We start from the raw sequence: 18,504 nt of genomic DNA on the forward strand, positions 1-18,504 counted from the left end.
TGCCGGTCACGTGTGAGCCTGAGGCCGTTTTTTCTCATCTATGCCAGACATCGCCGCATCATCGCAGTACTCCCCGCCCGTCGCGCTCGTCAAGGCTGGCCAGCGTTTCGCCTTCGACGGCACGCACGGCTCGTCCGACGCGCTGCTGATCGCCCGCTACCATCTCGCCTATCGCGAGAAGGTGCCGCTGCTCGCGGTCGTGTGCGAAAGCGCCGTCGATGCGCAGCGACTGGCGCAGGAAATCGGCTTCTTCGCGCCCGAGGCGCGCGTGCGCCTGCTGCCGGACTGGGAAACGCTGCCTTACGATACCTTTTCACCGCACCAGGACCTGGTCTCGGAGCGTCTCGCCACGCTGCACGATCTCGGTGAAGGCCGTTGCGACATCCTGCTGGTGCCCGCCACCACGGCGTTGTACCGCATGCCGCCCGCGTCGTTCCTCGCGGCTTATACGTTCTCCTTCTCGCAGGGCCAGCGCCTCGACGAAGCCAAACTCAAGGCCCAGTTGACGCTGGCCGGCTACGAGCACGTGAGCCAGGTGGTGCGCCCGGGCGAGTACTGCGTACGCGGCTCGCTGCTCGATCTCTATCCGATGGGCTCGCCCTTGCCCTACCGGATCGACCTGTTCGACGACCAGGTCGACTCGATTCGCGCGTTCGACCCGGACACCCAGCGCAGCCTGTACCCGGTGAAAGACGTGCGCCTGCTGCCGGGCCGCGAATTTCCATTCGATGAAGCGGCCCGCACCGCTTTTCGCAGCCGCTGGCGCGAGACCTTCGAGGGCGACCCGAGCCGCGCGTCGATTTACAAGGACATCGGCAATGGCGTGCCGTCCGCGGGCATCGAATACTATCTGCCGCTCTTCTTCGACGAAACCGCCACGCTGTTCCACTATCTGCCAGAAGGCGCGCAACTGGCATTCGTCGGCGATCTGGACGCGGCGATCAGGCGCTTTACCAACGACACGAAGCAGCGCTACAACTTCCTTTCGCATGACCGCGACCGGCCGATTCTGGAACCGCAGCGGCTGTTCCTGTCGGACGAAGATTTCTTCACGTTCGCCAAGCCCTTCGCGCGGCTCGCGCTGCCTGCCAACGCCGGCGGCGGCTGGTCCACTCCGTTGCCGAACCTCGCTATCGACCGTCACGCGGAAGATCCGGTAGCGGCCTTGCGCACGTATCTCGACACCACGCCGAATCGCGTGCTGTTCGCCACCGAATCGGCAGGCCGGCGCGAAACGCTGCTGCAGTTGCTCGCCGACAATCATCTGCGACCGGTATCGAGCGACAGCTTCCAGGACTGGCTCACGAGCGACGAGCGCTTTTCATTGGGCGTCGCGCCGCTCGCCAACGGTTTTGCCGTGCCGGTCGACGGCATCGCGATCATCACCGAGACCGAGCTCTATGGTCCGCTTGCGCGTCGTGCGGGGCGCCGCCGCCAGGAACAGGCGAGCAACGTCGATTCGATGGTGCGCGATCTGTCCGAGCTCAAGGTCGGCGATCCGGTCGTGCATTCGCAGCACGGCATCGGCCGCTATATGGGCCTCATCACCATGGATCTCGGCGAAGGCGAGACCGAGTTTCTGCACCTCGAATACGCCGGCGACAGCAAGCTGTATGTGCCGGTCGCGCAGTTGCACGTGATCTCGCGCTATAGCGGTGCCGATCCGGAAAGCGCGCCGTTGCACTCGCTCGGCTCGGGCCAGTGGGAAAAAGCCAAGCGCAAGGCGGCGCAGCAGATTCGCGATACCGCCGCCGAATTGCTGAACCTGTACGCCCGTCGCGCGCTGCGCGAAGGCCATGCATTCGCACTCGAACCGAAAGACTACGTGAAGTTCGCGGAGAGCTTCGGCTTCGAGGAAACGCCGGACCAGGCCGCCGCGATCGCGGCCGTGATCGGCGACATGACGAGCGGCAAACCGATGGATCGGCTCGTATGCGGCGACGTCGGCTTCGGCAAGACGGAGGTCGCGTTGCGGGCCGCGTTCATCGCGGTGATGGGCGGCAAGCAGGTGGCACTGCTCTCGCCCACCACGCTGCTCGCCGAACAGCACACGCAAACTTTCAGCGACCGTTTCTCCGACTGGCCGGTGCGGATCGCCGAACTCTCGCGTTTCAAGTCGACCAAGGAAGTCAACGCGGCGATCCAGCAGATCAACGAAGGCACGGTCGATATCGTGATCGGCACGCACAAGCTGCTCTCGTCCGACGTGCAGTTCAAGCGGCTGGGTCTCGTGATCATCGACGAGGAACACCGTTTCGGCGTGCGCCAGAAAGAAGCCCTGAAGGCGTTGCGCGCCGAAGTGGACGTGCTTACGCTCACGGCCACGCCGATCCCGCGTACGCTCGGCATGGCACTCGAAGGCCTGCGCGATTTCTCCGTGATCGCCACCGCGCCGCAAAAGCGCCTTGCGATCAAAACCTTCGTGCGCCGCGAAGAAGACAGCGTGATTCGCGAAGCCATGTTGCGCGAGTTGAAGCGTGGCGGCCAGGTGTACTTCCTGCACAACGAAGTCGAGACGATCGAGAATCGCCGGCAAATGCTCGAAGCGTTGGTGCCCGAAGCGCGTATCGCGGTCGCGCATGGTCAGATGCATGAACGCGAACTCGAACGCGTGATGCGTGACTTCGTTGCGCAACGCGCCAACGTATTGCTGTGCACGACGATTATCGAAACCGGCATCGACGTGCCAAGCGCCAACACGATCCTGATTCACCGCGCCGACAAGTTCGGTCTCGCGCAGCTGCATCAGTTGCGTGGCCGTGTGGGCCGCTCGCACCACCAGGCGTATTCGTATCTGCTGGTCCACGATCCGCAAGGGCTCACCAAGCAGGCGCAGCGCCGCCTCGAAGCGATCCAGCAGATGGAGGAACTCGGCTCGGGCTTCTATCTGGCCATGCACGACCTGGAAATTCGCGGCACGGGCGAAGTGCTTGGCGACAAGCAATCGGGCGAGATTCACGAGATCGGCTTCCAGCTTTATACCGACATGCTGAACGACGCCGTGAAGGCGCTCAAGGAAGGCAAGGAGCCCGACCTCACCGCGCCGCTCGCCGCGACTACGGAGATCAATCTGCATGCGCCGGCAATTTTGCCTGCGGACTATTGCGGCGATGTGCAGGAGCGTCTGTCGCTGTACAAGCGGCTGGCTAATTGCGAACACAACGATTCGATCGACAGCATTCAGGAAGAGTTGATCGACCGTTTCGGCAAGCTGCCGCCGCAAGCGCACGCGCTCGTGGAGACGCATCGTTTGCGGCTTGCCGCAAAGCCGCTGGGCATTTCGAAGATCGATGCCGGCGAAGCCGTGATCGGCTTGCAGTTCATTCCCAATCCGCCAATCGACGCGATGCGGATCATCGAGATGGTGCAGAAACACAAGCACATCAAGCTCGCGGGCCAGGACAAGCTGCGTATCGAAACGCGCAGCCCCGATCTTGCGGTACGTGTTGCCACGGTCAAGGAAACCTTGCGCGCGCTCGGCACTCCGAGCCGCGGCACGGCCGCCAGTGTCGCCGCACGCTGAGGCTGCGGACCGCGACGGCCTGGCGCCGCGTTGAAAAACCGCGGTACGTGTAGCATTTTTCGTTCATGCTGCGGTGCGCAAACGCGCACCGCAGCGTACGGACGGGCTTTTTTTTGGGTATGATCGAAAGACTCAAATGCCGGAGTCTTGTCATGTCGCACGTCGCTGAATCAGCGCAGTCCTCCCCGTCTCCCGACTCTGTTTCGAATCCCGCTTCCTCTGCGTCACTACCCGCTTCACTGCCTTGGGTCACCCGTCTCGTGTCGATGGACACGGTCAGCCGCAATCCGAATCTCGGCCTGATCGAAATCGTGCGCGACGAACTGCGCGCCGTCGGTATCGAGGCCACGCTCACGCACGACGAAAGCGGCAAATGGGCCAACCTGTTCGCGACGATTCCCGCACACGACGGCGAAACGAACGGCGGCGTGGTGCTGTCGGGTCACACGGACGTCGTACCCGTGGACGGCCAGAAATGGGACAGCGATCCGTTCAAGCCGGAAATTCGCGGCGACAAACTCTACGGCCGCGGCACCTGCGATATGAAAGGCTTTATCGGCGCGGCGCTCGCGCTGGTGCCGGACATGCAGCGCACCAAACTCGCCAAGCCGATTCACTTCGCCCTGTCGTTCGACGAGGAAGTGGGCTGTGCGGGCGCGCCCCTCCTGATTGCCGACCTGATGAAGCGCGGTGTGAAGCCGGACGGCTGCATTGTCGGCGAGCCGACCAGCATGCGGCCCATCGTGGCGCACAAAGGCATCAACGCCTACCAGTGCTGCGTGCGCGGTCAGGCCGCGCACTCGTCGCTCACGCCGAAGGGTTTGAACGCGATCGAATACGCCGCGCGTCTGATCTGCTACATCCGCGACATGGCCGATCAGTTCCGCGAGCAAGGCCCGTTCGACGAACTGTACGACGTGCCCTTCACCACCGCGCAAACCAGCACGATCGTGGGCGGCAATGCGATCAACACGGTGCCGGCCGAATGCAAGTTCCAGTTCGAATTCCGCAACCTGCCCACGCTCGATCCCGAGCCGATTTTTGCGCGCATCGATCAATACGCGCGCGAAACGCTGCTGCCGAAAATGTTGCGCGAGCATCCATCGGCGGCGATTGAGATTACGAAGATCGCCGCGGCGCCCGGCCTCGATTCGTCTGAACAAGCCGCCATCACGCAACTGGTGCGCGCGTTGACCGCGGATCAGGACAAGCGCAAGGTCGCTTACGGCACGGAAGCCGGCCTCTTCTCGCTGGCGGGGATTCCGAGCATCGTATGCGGTCCGGGCAACATCGAACAGGCGCACAAGGCCAACGAATTCGTCGCGCTGGATCAGCTGGTGGCGTGCGAGCGCTTTCTGCAGAAATTCATTCACAGCATGTCGGTCGACGCGCACGCGCACTGAAACCGAGCCGCCTGAAAACAGTCTTACTCATACCGACCCTCGCACGCCCACGCCATGTCAACTGCCGCGCCGCAACACACCGACCATACGATCGACGGCGAGCCGATCCCCACGCTCGACGACATCGCCGCGCAGCATTTTGCGTTGACGCCGTGGGTGACGCGAACGCCGGTATTCGACAGGGTGGACTTTCCGTCGCTGGAAGGCACGCTGGTGAATTTCAAGTTCGAACTGCTGCAGGCGGGCGGCAGCTTCAAGGCGCGCGGCGCGTTCACCAATCTGCTCGCACTCGACGAAGCCCAACGCAGCGCGGGCGTCACGTGCGTGTCGGGCGGCAATCATGCGGTGGCGGTCGCGTATGCGGCCATGCGCCTTGGCATCAGCGCCAAGGTCGTGCTGTTTCGCGCGGCCAATCCGGCGCGCGTGGCGCTGTGCCGGCAGTATCGCGCCGAGATCGTATTCGCGGAGAACATTGCCGAGGCATTCGAACTGGTCCGCCGCATCGAGGCGGAAGAAGGCCGCTATTTCGTGCATCCGTTCAACGGCTATCGCACGGTGCTGGGTTCGGCCACGCTCGGCTACGAGTGGGTCACGCAAACGCCCGATCTCGAAGCGGTGATCGTGCCGATCGGCGGCGGCGGCCTCGCCGCCGGTGTCGCGACGGCCATGCGGCTCGCGAATCCGAACGTGCATATCTATGGCGTGGAGCCGGAAGGCGCGGACGTGATGGGCAAGAGTTTCGCCGCCAATCACACGGTCAAGATGGGCCAGATGCACGGCATTGCCGATTCGCTCATGTCGCCTCACACCGAGGAATACAGCTACGAATTGTGCCGCCGTCATATCGATCAGCTCGTCACGGTATCCGACGACCAGTTGCGCGCGGCGATGCTCACCTTGTTCGGACAACTGAAGCTTGCCGTCGAACCGGCCTGCGCGGCAGCCACCGCCGGCTTGCTCGGCCCGCTGCGCGAACAGTTGCAAGGCAAGCGCGTGGGCGTTCTGTTGTGCGGCACCAATACCGACCCGGTCACATTTGCAGCGCATATCGAGCGCGCGCGGCATAGCGAGTCACTGTTTCCTCAATAAAGAAACAAACGTCGCGTTCCTGGCCAAAAGACTAGCCTATCCTTCTCAGGTTGGTATCATTCGAACATCGACTTCTGGGAGGAACCTCTATGAGCATGGTCAAGGAATTCAAGGAATTTGCCCTCAAGGGCAACGTGATGGATCTCGCGGTCGGTGTGATTATCGGCGGCGCGTTCTCCACCATCGTCAATTCAATTGTCAAAGACCTGATCATGCCGGTTGTCGGGGTTGCCACCGGCGGCCTCGATTTCTCCAATAAGTTTGTTCGCCTCGGCGACATTCCTCCCAGCTTCAAAGGCAGCCCCGAGTCGTATAAAGACTTGCAAACGGCGGGCGTCGCCGTATTCGGTTATGGCTCGTTCATTACCGTACTGATCAACTTCCTGATTCTCGCGTTCATCATTTTCCTGATGGTCAAGTTCATCAACAATCTGCGCAAGCCGGCTGAAGCCGCACCGGCAGCACCGCCGCCGACACCGGAAGACGTGCTGCTGCTGCGCGAAATCCGCGATTCGTTGAAGAACTCACCGCGTTAAACGTTCCGGCACGTCAGCCGCCGGCAAAGCAAAAGGCCTGTTGCGAGTCAATCGCAACAGGCCTTTTTCATATCGTGAGCCGATGCGCGCGGCGCGCACCCTCAAATCTCTTTCTGCTCCTTCCGACTGACCGCGCCTTCGATCATCGTCTCGAGCTGGCTGAAATTGACAGGCTTGGTTAAATGCGAAGTAAAGCCGGCACTGAGGCAACGACGCACGTCTTCGTCGGTGCCGAAGCCGGTCAACGCCACCGCGGGCGCGTCCGAGTGTTCGCGGAACGCCTTGATGAAGTCGAGGCCCGTGCCGTCGGGCAAACCCACGTCGCTGACAACCAGATCGAAATTCTGCACTTGAGTAGCGGCCAGCGCGTCGTCCACCCGGCCCACCGTCGTCACCTCGTGGCCGAGGCTGCGAATCAGTTGCGCCATGACCTCGGCGGTGTCCACGTGATCTTCGATCAGCAGGATGTTCAGCAAACCGGCTGGATGCACCGCGTCCGGCACCACGACGGGTGAAGTCACCTCCGGCGGCATGGCCGTCGGCAAGGTGATCGTGAAGGTTGCGCCGCAATGTGCGCCGGGGCTTTGCGCGGTCACCGTGCCGCCGTGCACGTCGGTCAGCGCCTTCGTGATCGCGAGCCCGAGGCCGAGACCGCCGAATTGCCGCGTCATGTTCTGGTTGCCCTGCTCGAAAGCATTGAACAGTTTGCCGATCTGCTCCGGCTCGATGCCGATCCCCGTATCTTCGACCGAGATCTGCACATGCATGCGTTCGTCGCGGGTGCGCACGTAAATATGGCCGCCGTCCGGCGTGAACTTGGCGGCATTGCGAATCAGGTTCCACAGCATCTGTTGCAGCCGGGCGCGATCGGCCAGCACGTAATGATGCCGGGCGTTCTTGTGAACATGCACGTCCTGCTGCTTGACCTGGATCTCGCTGCGAAACAGTTCGAGCACGCTGTCCATCACGTCGTGCACGTCGACGGTTTCCAGCGTGAGGCGCAATTTGCCGTTCGCCACTCGCGTCAGGTCGAGCAGGTCGTCAATCAGCCGCGCTTCGAGTTCGACGTTGCGGCGGATCATGCGCACGCTCGCGCGCGCCTGATCGGGCAGCCCCGGAATCATCTCCAGCACGCTGGCGCCCGCGAGCACCGGCGTGAGCGGCGTGCGCAATTCATGCGACAGCATGGCCAGAAAGCGGTCCTTGGCGCGGTTCGCTTCTTCGGCAATCTGGCGCGCGGCCTGCTCCGACGCGAGCAGCCGCTCGCGCTCCTCGATCGCCTCGCGCTGCGAATGAATGTCCGTGCAACTGCCGAACCATTTGCTGATGTTGCCTTCGGCGTCGCGCATCGCCACCACACGGGCGTCGAACCAGCGGTATTCGCCGTCGTGGCGGCGAATCCGCAGCTCGTGCCGGTAGTCGCCGGCGTTGCCCGACACCGCCTTGAGCCAGCTGCGGCGAATTGCTTCGCGGTCGTCCGGATGCACCGCGTCGAGCCAGGCGAGACCATGCGAGCTGCCTTCGGCAAGGCCCGTGTAGTCGTACCACTGCTTCGACAGAAAATCGCAGTCGCCCGCGGCGTTGCAGGTCATGACAAGGTGCGGCAGCGCCTCCGACAAGGTGCGGTAATGCTGCTCGCGATCGCGCAACAGCAAGGCTTCGTCCGACGCTCGCTGCAGACGCACTTGCGAGAGCACCCGTTCGACGGCTTCGGGAAGGTAATCGAGGTAATCGCCGGATTTCGGCACCACGTCCGACACGCCCGCGCGCAGCGCTTCAATGACGCGCGATTCGTCGGTAAAGCCGGTCACGAGAATGGCGGGAATCCGCACGCCTTCCGCGCGCAACCGGCGAAAGAAGTCGAGGCCGGTCTCCGGCCCGCTGAGTTGATAGTCGAGCACCAGCAAATCGGGGCCGCCGCCCGCGAGCCGCTCACGGGCCGCGTCGACGCCGGCGCAGATGGCGACCCGGCAGCCGGCACGCTCGAGCGACTTGCGCGCGAGCCGCAGGATGCCTTCGTCGTCATCGACGACGAGCACGTAGGCGGCATGCTGCGTGGACACGTCTTCGGTCATGCGGAGTCTTCTCTGGCTAGGGTCTTCAAGTGGTCTCCATCTTGTCACGAGCGGCTTCGGCCAGCTTCATGCGAGTCTTGCATTACGGCGCCGTGAGGCGCTGCCCGGAAGGCAGTTTGACCACCTGCAGGAAAAACCCGAGGCGGCGCACAGCTTCGATGAACGCATCGTATTCGACCGGCTTGGTAATGTAGACGTTGCAGCCGAGTTCGTAGCAGCGCGCGATTTCCCGCGGATCGTCGGTGGTGGTCAATACGATCACCGGCACGGCGGCCGTCTGCGGCGATTCTTTGAGACGCCGCAAGACTTCGAAGCCGTCTACCCGCGGCATTTTCAGATCGAGCAGCACGACGAAATTCATCAGATCTTCGCGCGCGGGGCAAGATTTGCCCGCCTGGTCGACGCCGGCACTCGCGGCGGCGTCCGCCGGCGCCGGGCCGAAGAAATAATCGAGAGCCTGCTGGCCGTCGTGAAAGCGCACGAAACCGTTCGAAATGCCAGCACGGCGCAAATTGCGCTCCACGAGCGTGGCGTGGCCGTCGTCATCTTCGATCAGAACGATGCTGACCGTTTCCCCGTCACTCATATGCTCTCCGTGCTGAACGATGCGTGGATGCCTGCCCGCCCGTGATTATCTTCGCTGCCGCCGCGTCTGCGCGCTCATGTCATGTTCAAAGGCGTGCGGGCTGTTCCGGCAATACGACGAAAAAGGTCGAACCCGCGCCTTCCGCCGATTCGACCCACACCCGCCCGCCGTGCCGCTCAACCATGCGCCGCACCACCGCGAGGCCGATGCCGTCGCCTTCGGCGACGTCGCCGTGCAGGCGCTGAAATGCCCTGAACACTTTCGACATATACGCAGCCGGAATGCCGAGGCCGTTGTCGCGCACATAATACGTGCGCATGCGCACCGCGCGCGGCTCCGTGTCCTCGACCGGCTCGGGTTCCAGCGCGCCGACTTCGATGCGTCCGTTGCGCGCCGGATCCAGATAATTCAGTGCATTGCCGATCAGGTTGCTGAAAATCTGCTCGATCGCGCCCGGGTCGCCCCATGCGGGCGGCAACTCGCGCACGGTCACCACGGCCGAGCGTTGGCCAATCACGCCTTGCAGCGCGTCGACCACCCGGCCCACCACGCGCCCGACGCTCACGCGCTGCCACTGATATTCGAGCCGGCCGGCGCGCGAGATCCGCAACAGCGCGTCGATGATGGCGGCGGCTTGCGTCACCGCGGTGCGCAAATAGTGCAACGACTCGCGCACGTCGCCATCGAGAATATGCACCATGCGTTTATGCTCGGCTTCCGGCAACCTGGCCGCCTCGACGACGCTATCCAGTTCGTTACAGGAGACCTGCAATTCCTTCGAGAAACCTTGCAGATTCACCAACGGCGAGCGCAGATCGTGCGACACGCTGTAGATGAACATTTCATTGTCTTGCGTCTCCTGACGCAACTCCTCGTTGACGCCGGCCAGTTCGCTCGCGCGCGCTTCGAGCCGCGTTTTCAACATGGCCTGCTCGGCCTCGGCCTCGCGCAGACGCGTGCCGGTCTGATGCAGCACCCTGTCGAGCGCGGCGATTTCATCGCTGCCCGACAAAGGCGCGGCGAGCGTGCGCCCACTGCCCAGACGCTCCGCGTTACCGGTCAACACTTCCAGCCGGCGGCCGATGCTACGCGCAAACACCACAGCGGTGGCCGCCCAGATCAGCATCGAGCCCAGCACGGCGCCGATCAGCGCGTATTGCTGACGCGCCCGCCGTCGCGCGAGCGCCGCCGAGCGGTCCGCGTCGAGCCGCGACGCTTCGTCGCCGAACGCCGCGAGTTCCTCGCGAAATAGCGCGATCTGCTGCGGCAACGCGCCGGTCTCCAGCGCGGCGAACGAATTCGGCGCGCGCCCCGCATGCAGCGCCTGCGAGATCGCGACAGTCTGCGCGCGATAGGCGTCGATCGCCCGCTGCATCTTGTGCACGCGCTCGACCTGTTGCGGCGCATCGGCAACCAGCACTTCGAGCTTCGACAGACGATCGCCGAGATCGACCCAGACGGTGTGACGGTCGATCAGCGATGCGTCGCCGATCACCATGGCGGTGCGAACCCGCGCCGCCTGACGCAACAACGGATCGACAATGGCCGACGACTGATAAAGGATCTGCTTGCTGTTGGTAACCCACTGCGCGGCCTGCGCTGTCTGCTCCTGGGTATCGAAGACGACGCCGAGAAGCGCCAGCTCGACCGCGCTTGGCACGGCGATCAGCAGCAGACCCTTCGTGAATAGTTTCATGTTCGCCCGAAGGGTCGCAAAGGGTCGCTCCGGCCGCGGCGCTCGCAAAGCCGGCCATGCCGCGCCGCGCTGGCGGCCTTGGCGGTGACGGGATCGGCGAGCATGGCGCAGTGCAGCCGGACGGGCCATTATCGACGTGAATTGGAGATATTTCAACGTAGCGGCAAGATGCGCTCGCCCACACAAAAATGACTTTTTTATTGGTATGAGATGTTTTTTCCGCGCCTCGTGCGTCTATGATGGAAACAGATGTGCTGGGAAGCGAAAGCGCGCGGCGAGGCGGTTCGGCATGATTCGTGCGGGAGGCGGTGGGGCGGCGCAGTCGTCGAATCACCGTGAATCCGGCCTTGTCGTATGCTATAAAAGATCGACGTGCGGCGCGCGAAGCCGGGAGTGGTCGCATGAGGACGCTGCGTTTCTTGCAATTCTTTTTCAGGCGAATTTTTATGTCCTTCCCGAAAAAGCGTAGACGCGCGAAGGTGGACGGCGATGAGTCGTTCCTCGCGGTACTACGGCATTTCAAGCCGTTCGGTCAGCTCGACACCAAAATTGCGCGTGCTCGCGCGCAAGACGAGCCGGTCCTTTATGCGCACGTGCTGCCTGGGCTCGACGTACTCTTGTGCAGTGTCCGTGGCGCACAACCGCCCTATCCGGCTCCCGCCGAATTGCGGCGCCGCTGCATCGAATCCATTACCAATGCACTGGAGCAACCGCTCGACGGGCTCGAGAACGGCGGTTACTGGTATGAGGCGGATGGCTTCGGTTTCCTGGTGTTTGCCAGCCGGGCTCGCGGCAAGATTCTCACGGAATTCGGCGCGACCCGCATCGGCGGCGCCCGTCGTGGGGTTCGCCGTCAGGACGCGGCCGGGGATGCGGCTCCGCGATCGCTGCGATAGACGGCTGCGCCCGACCTCAACGGTAGACAATCAAGTTCGCAACGCCAGCGCCTGATCGCGGAGTCGATCAGGCGCTGGCGTTGTGTCGTTCTCCGCTGTGTGCCGGCTGCGTCGTTCCGTCACGTGGTCGCGTTACGACACACCGTGACGTCATGACGTGACGCTTAAGTCGCCTCATTGCCGCTTCTCATTCGACCCGCGCAACGAGCCGGCCCAATCGCGTCCACGCATGCCGCACTCGCCGTTCTCATTTCGTCGCGATGTCATCCATGCCGCCGCGCACTGGCGGCACGCTGATCAGCCACAGAAAAATCAACGACAGGCCGCCGCCCAGGCTCCAGCTCAACCACTCCGCAGGCAGAACGAAAGGCATCAGCTCCCCTTGTATGCAGCCGCGCTAGCCGGCGACATCACCGCCGGCTTCTTATCCGCGGCAGCGGGCGACGATGCGCTACCCGAAGACTTGTTGACCGGCGCGCCATCCAGAGAAATAGCGGCCTTCGGCTGCTGCTTCACGCCCGGCGGCGGCGCCGTCGGCGCCTGCCGGACCTGCGCCAGCAACTGGTTGCATGGCAACGGCTTGTTGTTGCTCGGCGCGAGCAACGGAATCAGCGCCGCGAACGGATTGATCAAGCCGAGACCGACGGCCGCACCGCCGCGCAAAGCGAGCGCGGCAGCGTTCACGCCAACATGCGGATCCTTGAAGGTGCCTTTCACATAGAGCGGCGAGCGCAGCGAGAATACCCGGAAGCCCTTGGTATGCGGATGCACGCCCAGGTCCATCGACTCGTCGCGCAGATTCACATTGCCGTCGATGTCGATCACCGCGTCGTCCGTATCGAGCGCGAAGACACGCGAATCGAGCACGCCATTGGTGGCGACAAAATCGGCGGCCGCGCAGTTGATCTTCACGTCGCGATTGCCGAACAGCTTTTCATACACGACGTTGGCCACGTTCAAGCCGGCCGCTTCCATCAGCAGGCGGCTTACCGTGCCGTCCGTCACCAGCGCCTTCACCTCGCCGTTCGAGGTGGCCGCGAGCGCGGCCGGCGAATTGCCCGTCGCCGTCAGCGCGGCGTCGCCGTTGATTTCGCCGAGCGCGTTCTGCATCGTCTTGAAGTTCGGGAACAACTGCTTGAGCTTGAGATGCCGCGCCGATGTGGCGAAACGGCCCTTCAGCGGCGTCGCACTGCCGTCCAGATGGATGTCCGAAGCGAGCGTGCCGCCCGCCACGCCGAACTTCAACGGCTCCAGCGAGAGCACGCCGTCGGTCATCACAATATGCGTGTACAGATCCGTGATCGGCAGATTGACGTCCTTGACGATGCGCCGGCCGGTGAACTTCACGTCGGCGTCGATCGCCTTCCAGCGGTCGGTGCGGAATTCCTCGACCGGCAGCGCCTTGTTGGAAGGTTGCGCCGTCGCATCGCCCCGCTTGGCCTTGCTCGCGTTCGAATCCGCGCCGATCACCGGCGCCAGATCCGAGAATTGCAGCAGATGCGAGACCAGTTCGCCCTGCAACAACGGACGCGGTTCACGCGCCGTATAAGTCAACGAGCCGTTCAGATCGCTGCCGCCGACCCGGCCTGTAAAATTTTCATACTTGAAGACGCTGCCGCTGGACTTGAACTGGCCGACGAAGCGTCCTTCGGTCGCATACGGCGGCGTGTCGGGAAGGGTCACGCCCGTCAGCGAATAGAGACGCGCCATGCTGTTGCCTTGCAGCCAGAGGCGCAGATCGACCGCAGCAAGATGCGCCGGGTCGGTGATCGTACCGACGAGACCGACATGCAGATCGCCCGCCTTGACATCGGCCTGCACCGGGAACGGCCGGTTTGCGTCCTGCAACGCCAGCACGCCGCCGACCTTACCGCTGCCCGACACCGGCGTCTTGTTGTAAGTCCCTTTGACGGTCCAGCCGATGGCGTACGGTGGAATCTCCCGTTTCGCTGCTGCCTGAGCCTCGGCACTGCTTGCACCGCTTGTACCGCTTGCTCCGCTCACACCCGTAGCCGGTGCCGACGCCACGACCGCGCTGCTCGCGCCCGCGCCAACGGCAGCGCTGGCGCCTTTCGAGCCGCCCGCGACCATCGCACCCGAGGCGCCCGTGGCCGCCGTCGTACCCGACGCCGTGATATCCGTGGCCGATGCGCCCGAGGCCGCCGCTGCGGAAGCCGCTGCGGCTTCGGATGCCGCTTGCGCATTCGCCTGCGCGGTCAGCTTGTTCGCGCCCGACTTGCCGATCGCTTCCGCCGACGCGCTGCGCGACGCCGCTTCCTGCTGCTTCATCGCCTCACCGATCGGAATCGGCTGGCCGAGCGTATCGACGACCATCTGCAAGTCGACTTTTTTCTGCTGATCGGACAACGCGATGTTGCCCTTGGCGAACGCGATATCGTGCAGATCGAGTTTCCATTCGGAAGGCCCGCTGGACGAAGCCAGTTTGAAGGTCCAGTTGTTGCGCCCGTCGAGCAGGCGCTCCAGGTCCACCGAGGGATTCACAAGGTTGATCGCGGGAATCACGATATCGTGCGCGAGCAGCGGCAATACCTTGACCTGGAAGTCGATCTCGTCGAGCGTGGCGAATTGCGGCTGCCTGGTCCAGTCCGGATTGCCGACGGTAATGTTGGCCGCCGAAAAACGCGGCCAGGGCACCCAGCCGCGCCAGCCGGTCTCACCCACCGGATGCCGCCAGCCCACTTTCAGGTCGCCGTTAATGGCGAACGGCCTGCCGATCGCCTGCGTGACTTTGTCGTTGATATAGGGCCTTGCCCGGTTCCAGTCGAAAGTCAGTATGAAAATGGTCAACGCCACAATCAGAATGACGATGATCGCCAGCAACCATGCGATGATTTTCCCGATCCGTCTTCCGATCGTGCTCGACACTGCCATTGATAGGCTCCGCGGTTGATTCCAGGTTGAGCACCGAGCAGCACGTTGCGTGCCCGCCTGGTGGCCGTCAAGTGCTAGTGCATTGCCGTTTTATCATGCTGCACCGCCGGCCGCGCATTCACTGCGCTGCGGGAACGGTTCCTAACGAGTCATTACTCCATCACCGCGAGCTTCGACCTCATGCATTGCCTATTACGGTCCCACTTATGACCGACGTCCCCTTGGTTTTCGCTGACGGCATCGCGCGGCGCGATGCCGTGCGCGGCCAGACGCTGCTGCAACCAACCACCTTCGCGTTGCATGCGGGCGACCGCGTCGCGGTCACCGGGCCGTCGGGTTCGGGCAAGAGTGTGTTCCTGCGCGCCCTCGCCCTGCTCGATCCGCTCGATGCGGGACGCATCATGTGGCATGGCGCGGCGGTGGAGCGCGCCGCCATACCGCGCTACCGGCGCAACGTCGCGTATATCCGGCAGCGGCCCGCGCTGCTCGACGGCAGCGTGGAAGACAATCTGCGCTATCCGTTCGAACTGCGCGCCTATCGCGACATGCGTTTCGATCGCGCGCGCGCCGCGAGCCTCGCCGCTCAGGCCGGCCGTGGCAACGACTTTCTCGACAAGAGCGCCAGCGAATTGTCCGGCGGCGAGGCGCAGATCACCGCGCTGATTCGCGTGTTGCAACTGGCGCCAGAGGTCCTGCTGCTCGACGAACCCACCGCCTCGCTCGACCCGGAGTCGTCGCGCGCGATCGAAGGTCTGGTGCATGCCTGGTTCGACGCCGATCCTCTGCGTCATGCATCGATCTGGGTATCCCACGATCCGGCGCAAGCCATCCGCATGAGCGAGCAGCACCTGGTCATGCGCGCGGGCGTCCTCGGTGAAACGGCGCGGCAGGAAGAGCCGACCGAGCGTCACGATCATCCGGAGTTCGGCCAATGACATTGCAAAACCTGAGTCTCTGGGATGTCGCGATTGCAGCGTTGCTGATCGTCGTGAACGGAGTCGTCTCGGTCGCGTTGAAGCTCGATCTCGAACGCAAGCTGGCATGGGCCGCCGTGCGCACCGTCGTACAGTTGCTGGCGATCGGCTACGTGCTCGGCTGGGTGTTCCGTTACGACCGTTGGTACGTGGTGCTGCCGCTCATGATCCTGATGACGCTGATCGCCGGCTTCGCGGGCGCGCAGCGCGGCAGCCGCACCTATCGCGGCCAACGCGCGGACAGTGTGCTGTCGATCTGGATCAGTTCGTGGCTGGTGGCCGCGGTCGGGCTGTTCGTCGTGATCCGCATTCACCCGTGGTACGAGCCGCAGTATGCGATTCCGATTCTCGGCATGATCCTCGGCAATACGCTGACCGGCGTGTCGCTCGGTATCGAACGGATGACCGAGGAGTTGACCGCGCGGCGCGACCGCGTCGACATGGCGCTCGCGCTCGGCGCGACGCGTTGGGAAGCCGCACAGGCGCCGGCGCGGCAAGCGGTGCGCGCGGGCATGATGCCGACGCTCAATCAGATGGCCGTGGTCGGCGTGGTGAGCCTGCCCGGCATGATGACCGGCCAGGTACTGGCCGGCCAGTCGCCGCTACAGGCCGTGCGTTATCAGATCGTGATCATGTTTCTGATCGCCGCGTCGTCGGCCCTCGGAACGGTGGGCGCGGTACTGCTCACGTACCGCCGGCTCTTTTCGGCGGAGCACCGGTTTCTGTCCGCGCGGCTCGTGGAGCGGACCACGGCGCGGCGTTAAGCGCGTCCGCCCGCTCTTGCGCGCGCCCGACTCAACGCTTCGCGCTGATCGCGATTTCCGTGCCGTCGCTGAGCGTGAGCGTTTTCGTGCTGCCATTGACAGGCATCGTGAATCGCACGATCTGACTGACGCTGACGTCGTTCGGACACTTGAGCGTTTTGCCGCCGCTCGTCACTGATTTCACGCCGTGCGGTGTCTGTGCCTGGAAGCTCAATTGCACGGTTGCCGTGCCGTCAGCGGCGACGACCGGCGCAAAGCGGATCTGGGTCTGGCGAATCATCGCGCCGTTGGTATCGAGTGGCAGCGACGCGTAGTTCGGGCATGCGTCCGTGGCGGGAACCGGGCCGCCAGGCGGCACAGTCTTCCACGTGAAGTCATCCGATTCGCCGGAGCGGATCGTGCGGGTTTCCTGCGAATTGCCGAACTGCTTTGACGTGACTCGAACCGTGTAGCGGATCGGGCCGTCGAGGGCGGACTGAGACGTAACCGTGATCGGCGTGGCCGCGTGGGCCGCCGGCACCAGCATGCCTGGCGCGAGCACGCAAGCGAGAGAAGCGACAACTGAAACGGCGGAGAGTCTGAAGCTCATACTGTCACCTCGTTGTTGTGCCGCTGCGCGCTCGCTTCAGCACGACTGCCCACGCACCGCGTGACTGGATGAAGCCGGTCGATGCCTGGCCAGCCGGGGCTGCGAGACACGCAGCTGTTTTAGCATGATGCCCCGTCAGTCTAACGCCAAGCGAACCCGCGCGCGCTGCCCGCGAATCGGGTGTTAACCCGCTTGCGGCAACGCGTTTTCTGCGCGTGTGGCCGCACAGGCACGCGCGAGCGCACGCCGCGCCGTTCTGCTACAAATCGTCACGCACGTTGCGAGAACGCGCCGCTTGACCTACCTCAAATGAAAACGGCCGGCGCGCATGGCTGCGACGCCGGCCGTATGAGCCAGGCTTGCTGGTTCAGGCGCAGTGCGGCTTAGTCTGCAAAGCCCGTCAGCACCAGCTTGCCGATGGCCCGCCCTTCTTCGAGCAGTTGATGCGCGCGGCGCAGATTCGCCGCGTTAATGGCGCCGAGGTCCTGACCGACCGTGGTGCGCAACGTGCCCGCGTCGACGAGACGCGCCACTTCAGTCAGCAGTTTGTGCTGCTCGATCATGTCGGGCGTGCCGAACATCGAACGGGTGAACATGAATTCCCAGTGGAACGCGGCGCTCTTCGCCTTCAACAGTTCGACCGGCACCGGTTTGCTGTTTTCCACAATCGTGCAGATGCCGCCTTGCGGCTTGATGACTTCGGCCGCCGCGGGGAAGTTCTTGTCGGTGTCGTTGAACATGAGCACGTAATCGACCTCGTCGATCCCCAGCTTTTTCAATTGCGCGGGCATATCGCCGAAGTGATCGACGATGTGATCCGCGCCCAGTTCCGTCGCCCATTTGGCCGATTCGGGCCGCGATGCGGTCGCGATCACCGTGAGCTTCGCGAGTTGCTTCGCCAGTTGAATACCGATCGAACCGACCCCGCCCGCTCCGCCGATGATCAACACGGTCTGCCCCTCATCCGCGCCTTGCGGCGACACGCCTAGGCGGTCGAACAGGGCTTCCCAGGCGGTGATCGCGGTCAACGGCAGCGCGGCCGCATGCGTGAAATCGAGCGACGCGGGCTTGCGCCCGACGATCCGCTCGTCGACCAGGTGGAATTCGCTGTTGGCGCCCGGCCGCGTAATGCTGCCCGCATAGAACACAGGATCACCTACTTTGAACAGCGTCACGTCCGGACCGACCGCGACGACCGTGCCGGCGGCATCCCAGCCAAGTACGCGCGGGGCTTTTTCGACGGTGTCTTTTGGGGCGCGCACCTTGGTGTCGACCGGATTGACGGAAATGGCCTCGACCTTGACCAGCAGATCACGACCGGTGGCTTCGGGCTTGGGGATATCCACATCGACCAAGGCTTCGGCTTGATCAATCGGCAAATAACGATAGAGACCGACAGCTTTCATACATGCTCCTGTTCGTTCAGACGAAATGGGAGGATCGCGATCCTTGCGCAGAGCCTGTCGCGCCGCTGATCAAGG

General features: G+C 63.6%; 14 protein-coding genes. 7 read left to right on the forward strand and 7 right to left on the reverse strand.

Features of this window, described 5'->3' with window-relative positions; translation table 11 throughout:
* The first annotated feature begins 40 nt into the window (after positions 1–40).
* The 4 genes from mfd to mscL all read left to right on the forward strand — a co-directional run bounded on the left by mfd (position 41) and on the right by mscL (position 6,551).
* A complete protein-coding gene (mfd, locus tag BLW71_RS07000; RefSeq protein ID WP_091794418.1) occupies positions 41–3,523 on the forward strand; it encodes a transcription-repair coupling factor in 3,483 nt (1,160 codons plus the stop codon).
* A 152-nt stretch (positions 3,524–3,675) separates the two neighbouring features.
* Positions 3,676–4,926, forward strand: coding sequence for an acetylornithine deacetylase (gene argE, locus BLW71_RS07005; RefSeq protein ID WP_091794421.1), 1,251 nt, complete (start codon positions 3,676–3,678; stop codon positions 4,924–4,926).
* Positions 4,927–4,980: 54 nt separating this feature from the next.
* Positions 4,981–6,015, forward strand: coding sequence for a threonine/serine dehydratase family protein (locus BLW71_RS07010; RefSeq protein WP_091794423.1), 1,035 nt, complete (start codon positions 4,981–4,983; stop codon positions 6,013–6,015).
* An 89-nt stretch (positions 6,016–6,104) separates the two neighbouring features.
* Positions 6,105–6,551 (forward strand): large conductance mechanosensitive channel protein MscL, encoded by a 447-nt coding sequence (gene mscL / locus BLW71_RS07015; protein WP_091794425.1) that lies wholly within the window; start codon positions 6,105–6,107, stop codon positions 6,549–6,551.
* Positions 6,552–6,652: 101 nt separating this feature from the next.
* Here the strand turns inward: mscL and BLW71_RS07020 are convergent, their stop codons facing one another.
* The 3 genes from BLW71_RS07020 to BLW71_RS07030 all read right to left on the reverse strand — a co-directional run bounded on the left by BLW71_RS07020 (position 6,653) and on the right by BLW71_RS07030 (position 10,908).
* A complete protein-coding gene (locus tag BLW71_RS07020; RefSeq protein ID WP_091794427.1) occupies positions 6,653–8,626 on the reverse strand; it encodes a hybrid sensor histidine kinase/response regulator in 1,974 nt (657 codons plus the stop codon).
* Positions 8,627–8,708: 82 nt separating this feature from the next.
* Positions 8,709–9,212: a response regulator gene (locus tag BLW71_RS07025; RefSeq protein WP_091794430.1), complete on the reverse strand. Its 504-nt coding sequence runs from the start codon at positions 9,210–9,212 to the stop codon at positions 8,709–8,711.
* Between the two features lie 85 nt (positions 9,213–9,297).
* Positions 9,298–10,908, reverse strand: coding sequence for a sensor histidine kinase (locus BLW71_RS07030; protein WP_091794433.1), 1,611 nt, complete (start codon positions 10,906–10,908; stop codon positions 9,298–9,300).
* Between the two features lie 401 nt (positions 10,909–11,309).
* Here BLW71_RS07030 and BLW71_RS07035 point away from each other — a divergent pair, with 401 nt between their 5' ends.
* Positions 11,310–11,804 carry a hypothetical protein gene (locus BLW71_RS07035; protein ID WP_091794435.1) on the forward strand — a complete coding sequence of 165 codons (495 nt, stop codon included), beginning with the start codon at positions 11,310–11,312 and terminating at the stop codon, positions 11,802–11,804.
* Positions 11,805–12,051: 247 nt separating this feature from the next.
* On the opposite strand, the gene BLW71_RS42160 is transcribed toward BLW71_RS07035, so the two are convergent.
* Together BLW71_RS42160 and BLW71_RS07040 are read right to left on the reverse strand one after the other, a co-directional pair.
* Entirely contained in the window at positions 12,052–12,177 is a 126-nt protein-coding gene (locus tag BLW71_RS42160; RefSeq protein ID WP_286161943.1) for a hypothetical protein, read from the reverse strand.
* A complete protein-coding gene (locus BLW71_RS07040) occupies positions 12,177–14,696 on the reverse strand; it encodes an AsmA family protein (RefSeq protein ID WP_091794437.1) in 2,520 nt (839 codons plus the stop codon). Before BLW71_RS07040 ends, BLW71_RS42160 begins: the two co-directional genes overlap by 1 nt.
* Before the next feature lie 206 nt (positions 14,697–14,902).
* Between BLW71_RS07040 and BLW71_RS07045 the strand changes: the two genes are divergently transcribed.
* Entirely contained in the window at positions 14,903–15,631 is a 729-nt protein-coding gene (locus BLW71_RS07045) for an ABC transporter ATP-binding protein (protein WP_091794439.1), read from the forward strand.
* Positions 15,628–16,434 (forward strand): ABC transporter permease, encoded by an 807-nt coding sequence (locus BLW71_RS07050; RefSeq protein ID WP_091794441.1) that lies wholly within the window; start codon positions 15,628–15,630, stop codon positions 16,432–16,434. Before BLW71_RS07045 ends, BLW71_RS07050 begins: the two co-directional genes overlap by 4 nt.
* Before the next feature lie 31 nt (positions 16,435–16,465).
* On the opposite strand, the gene BLW71_RS07055 is transcribed toward BLW71_RS07050, so the two are convergent.
* Together BLW71_RS07055 and BLW71_RS07060 are read right to left on the reverse strand one after the other, a co-directional pair.
* Positions 16,466–17,023 carry a DUF6013 family protein gene (locus BLW71_RS07055; protein ID WP_091794443.1) on the reverse strand — a complete coding sequence of 186 codons (558 nt, stop codon included), beginning with the start codon at positions 17,021–17,023 and terminating at the stop codon, positions 16,466–16,468.
* A 383-nt stretch (positions 17,024–17,406) separates the two neighbouring features.
* Positions 17,407–18,429, reverse strand: a complete 1,023-nt coding sequence (locus BLW71_RS07060) for a zinc-binding alcohol dehydrogenase family protein (protein WP_091794445.1) — start codon at positions 18,427–18,429, stop codon at positions 17,407–17,409.
* Positions 18,430–18,504 lie beyond the last annotated feature (75 nt).

Origin of the sequence: Burkholderia sp. WP9 (assembly GCF_900104795.1) — a bacterium.
Lineage (GTDB): Bacteria > Pseudomonadota > Gammaproteobacteria > Burkholderiales > Burkholderiaceae > Paraburkholderia.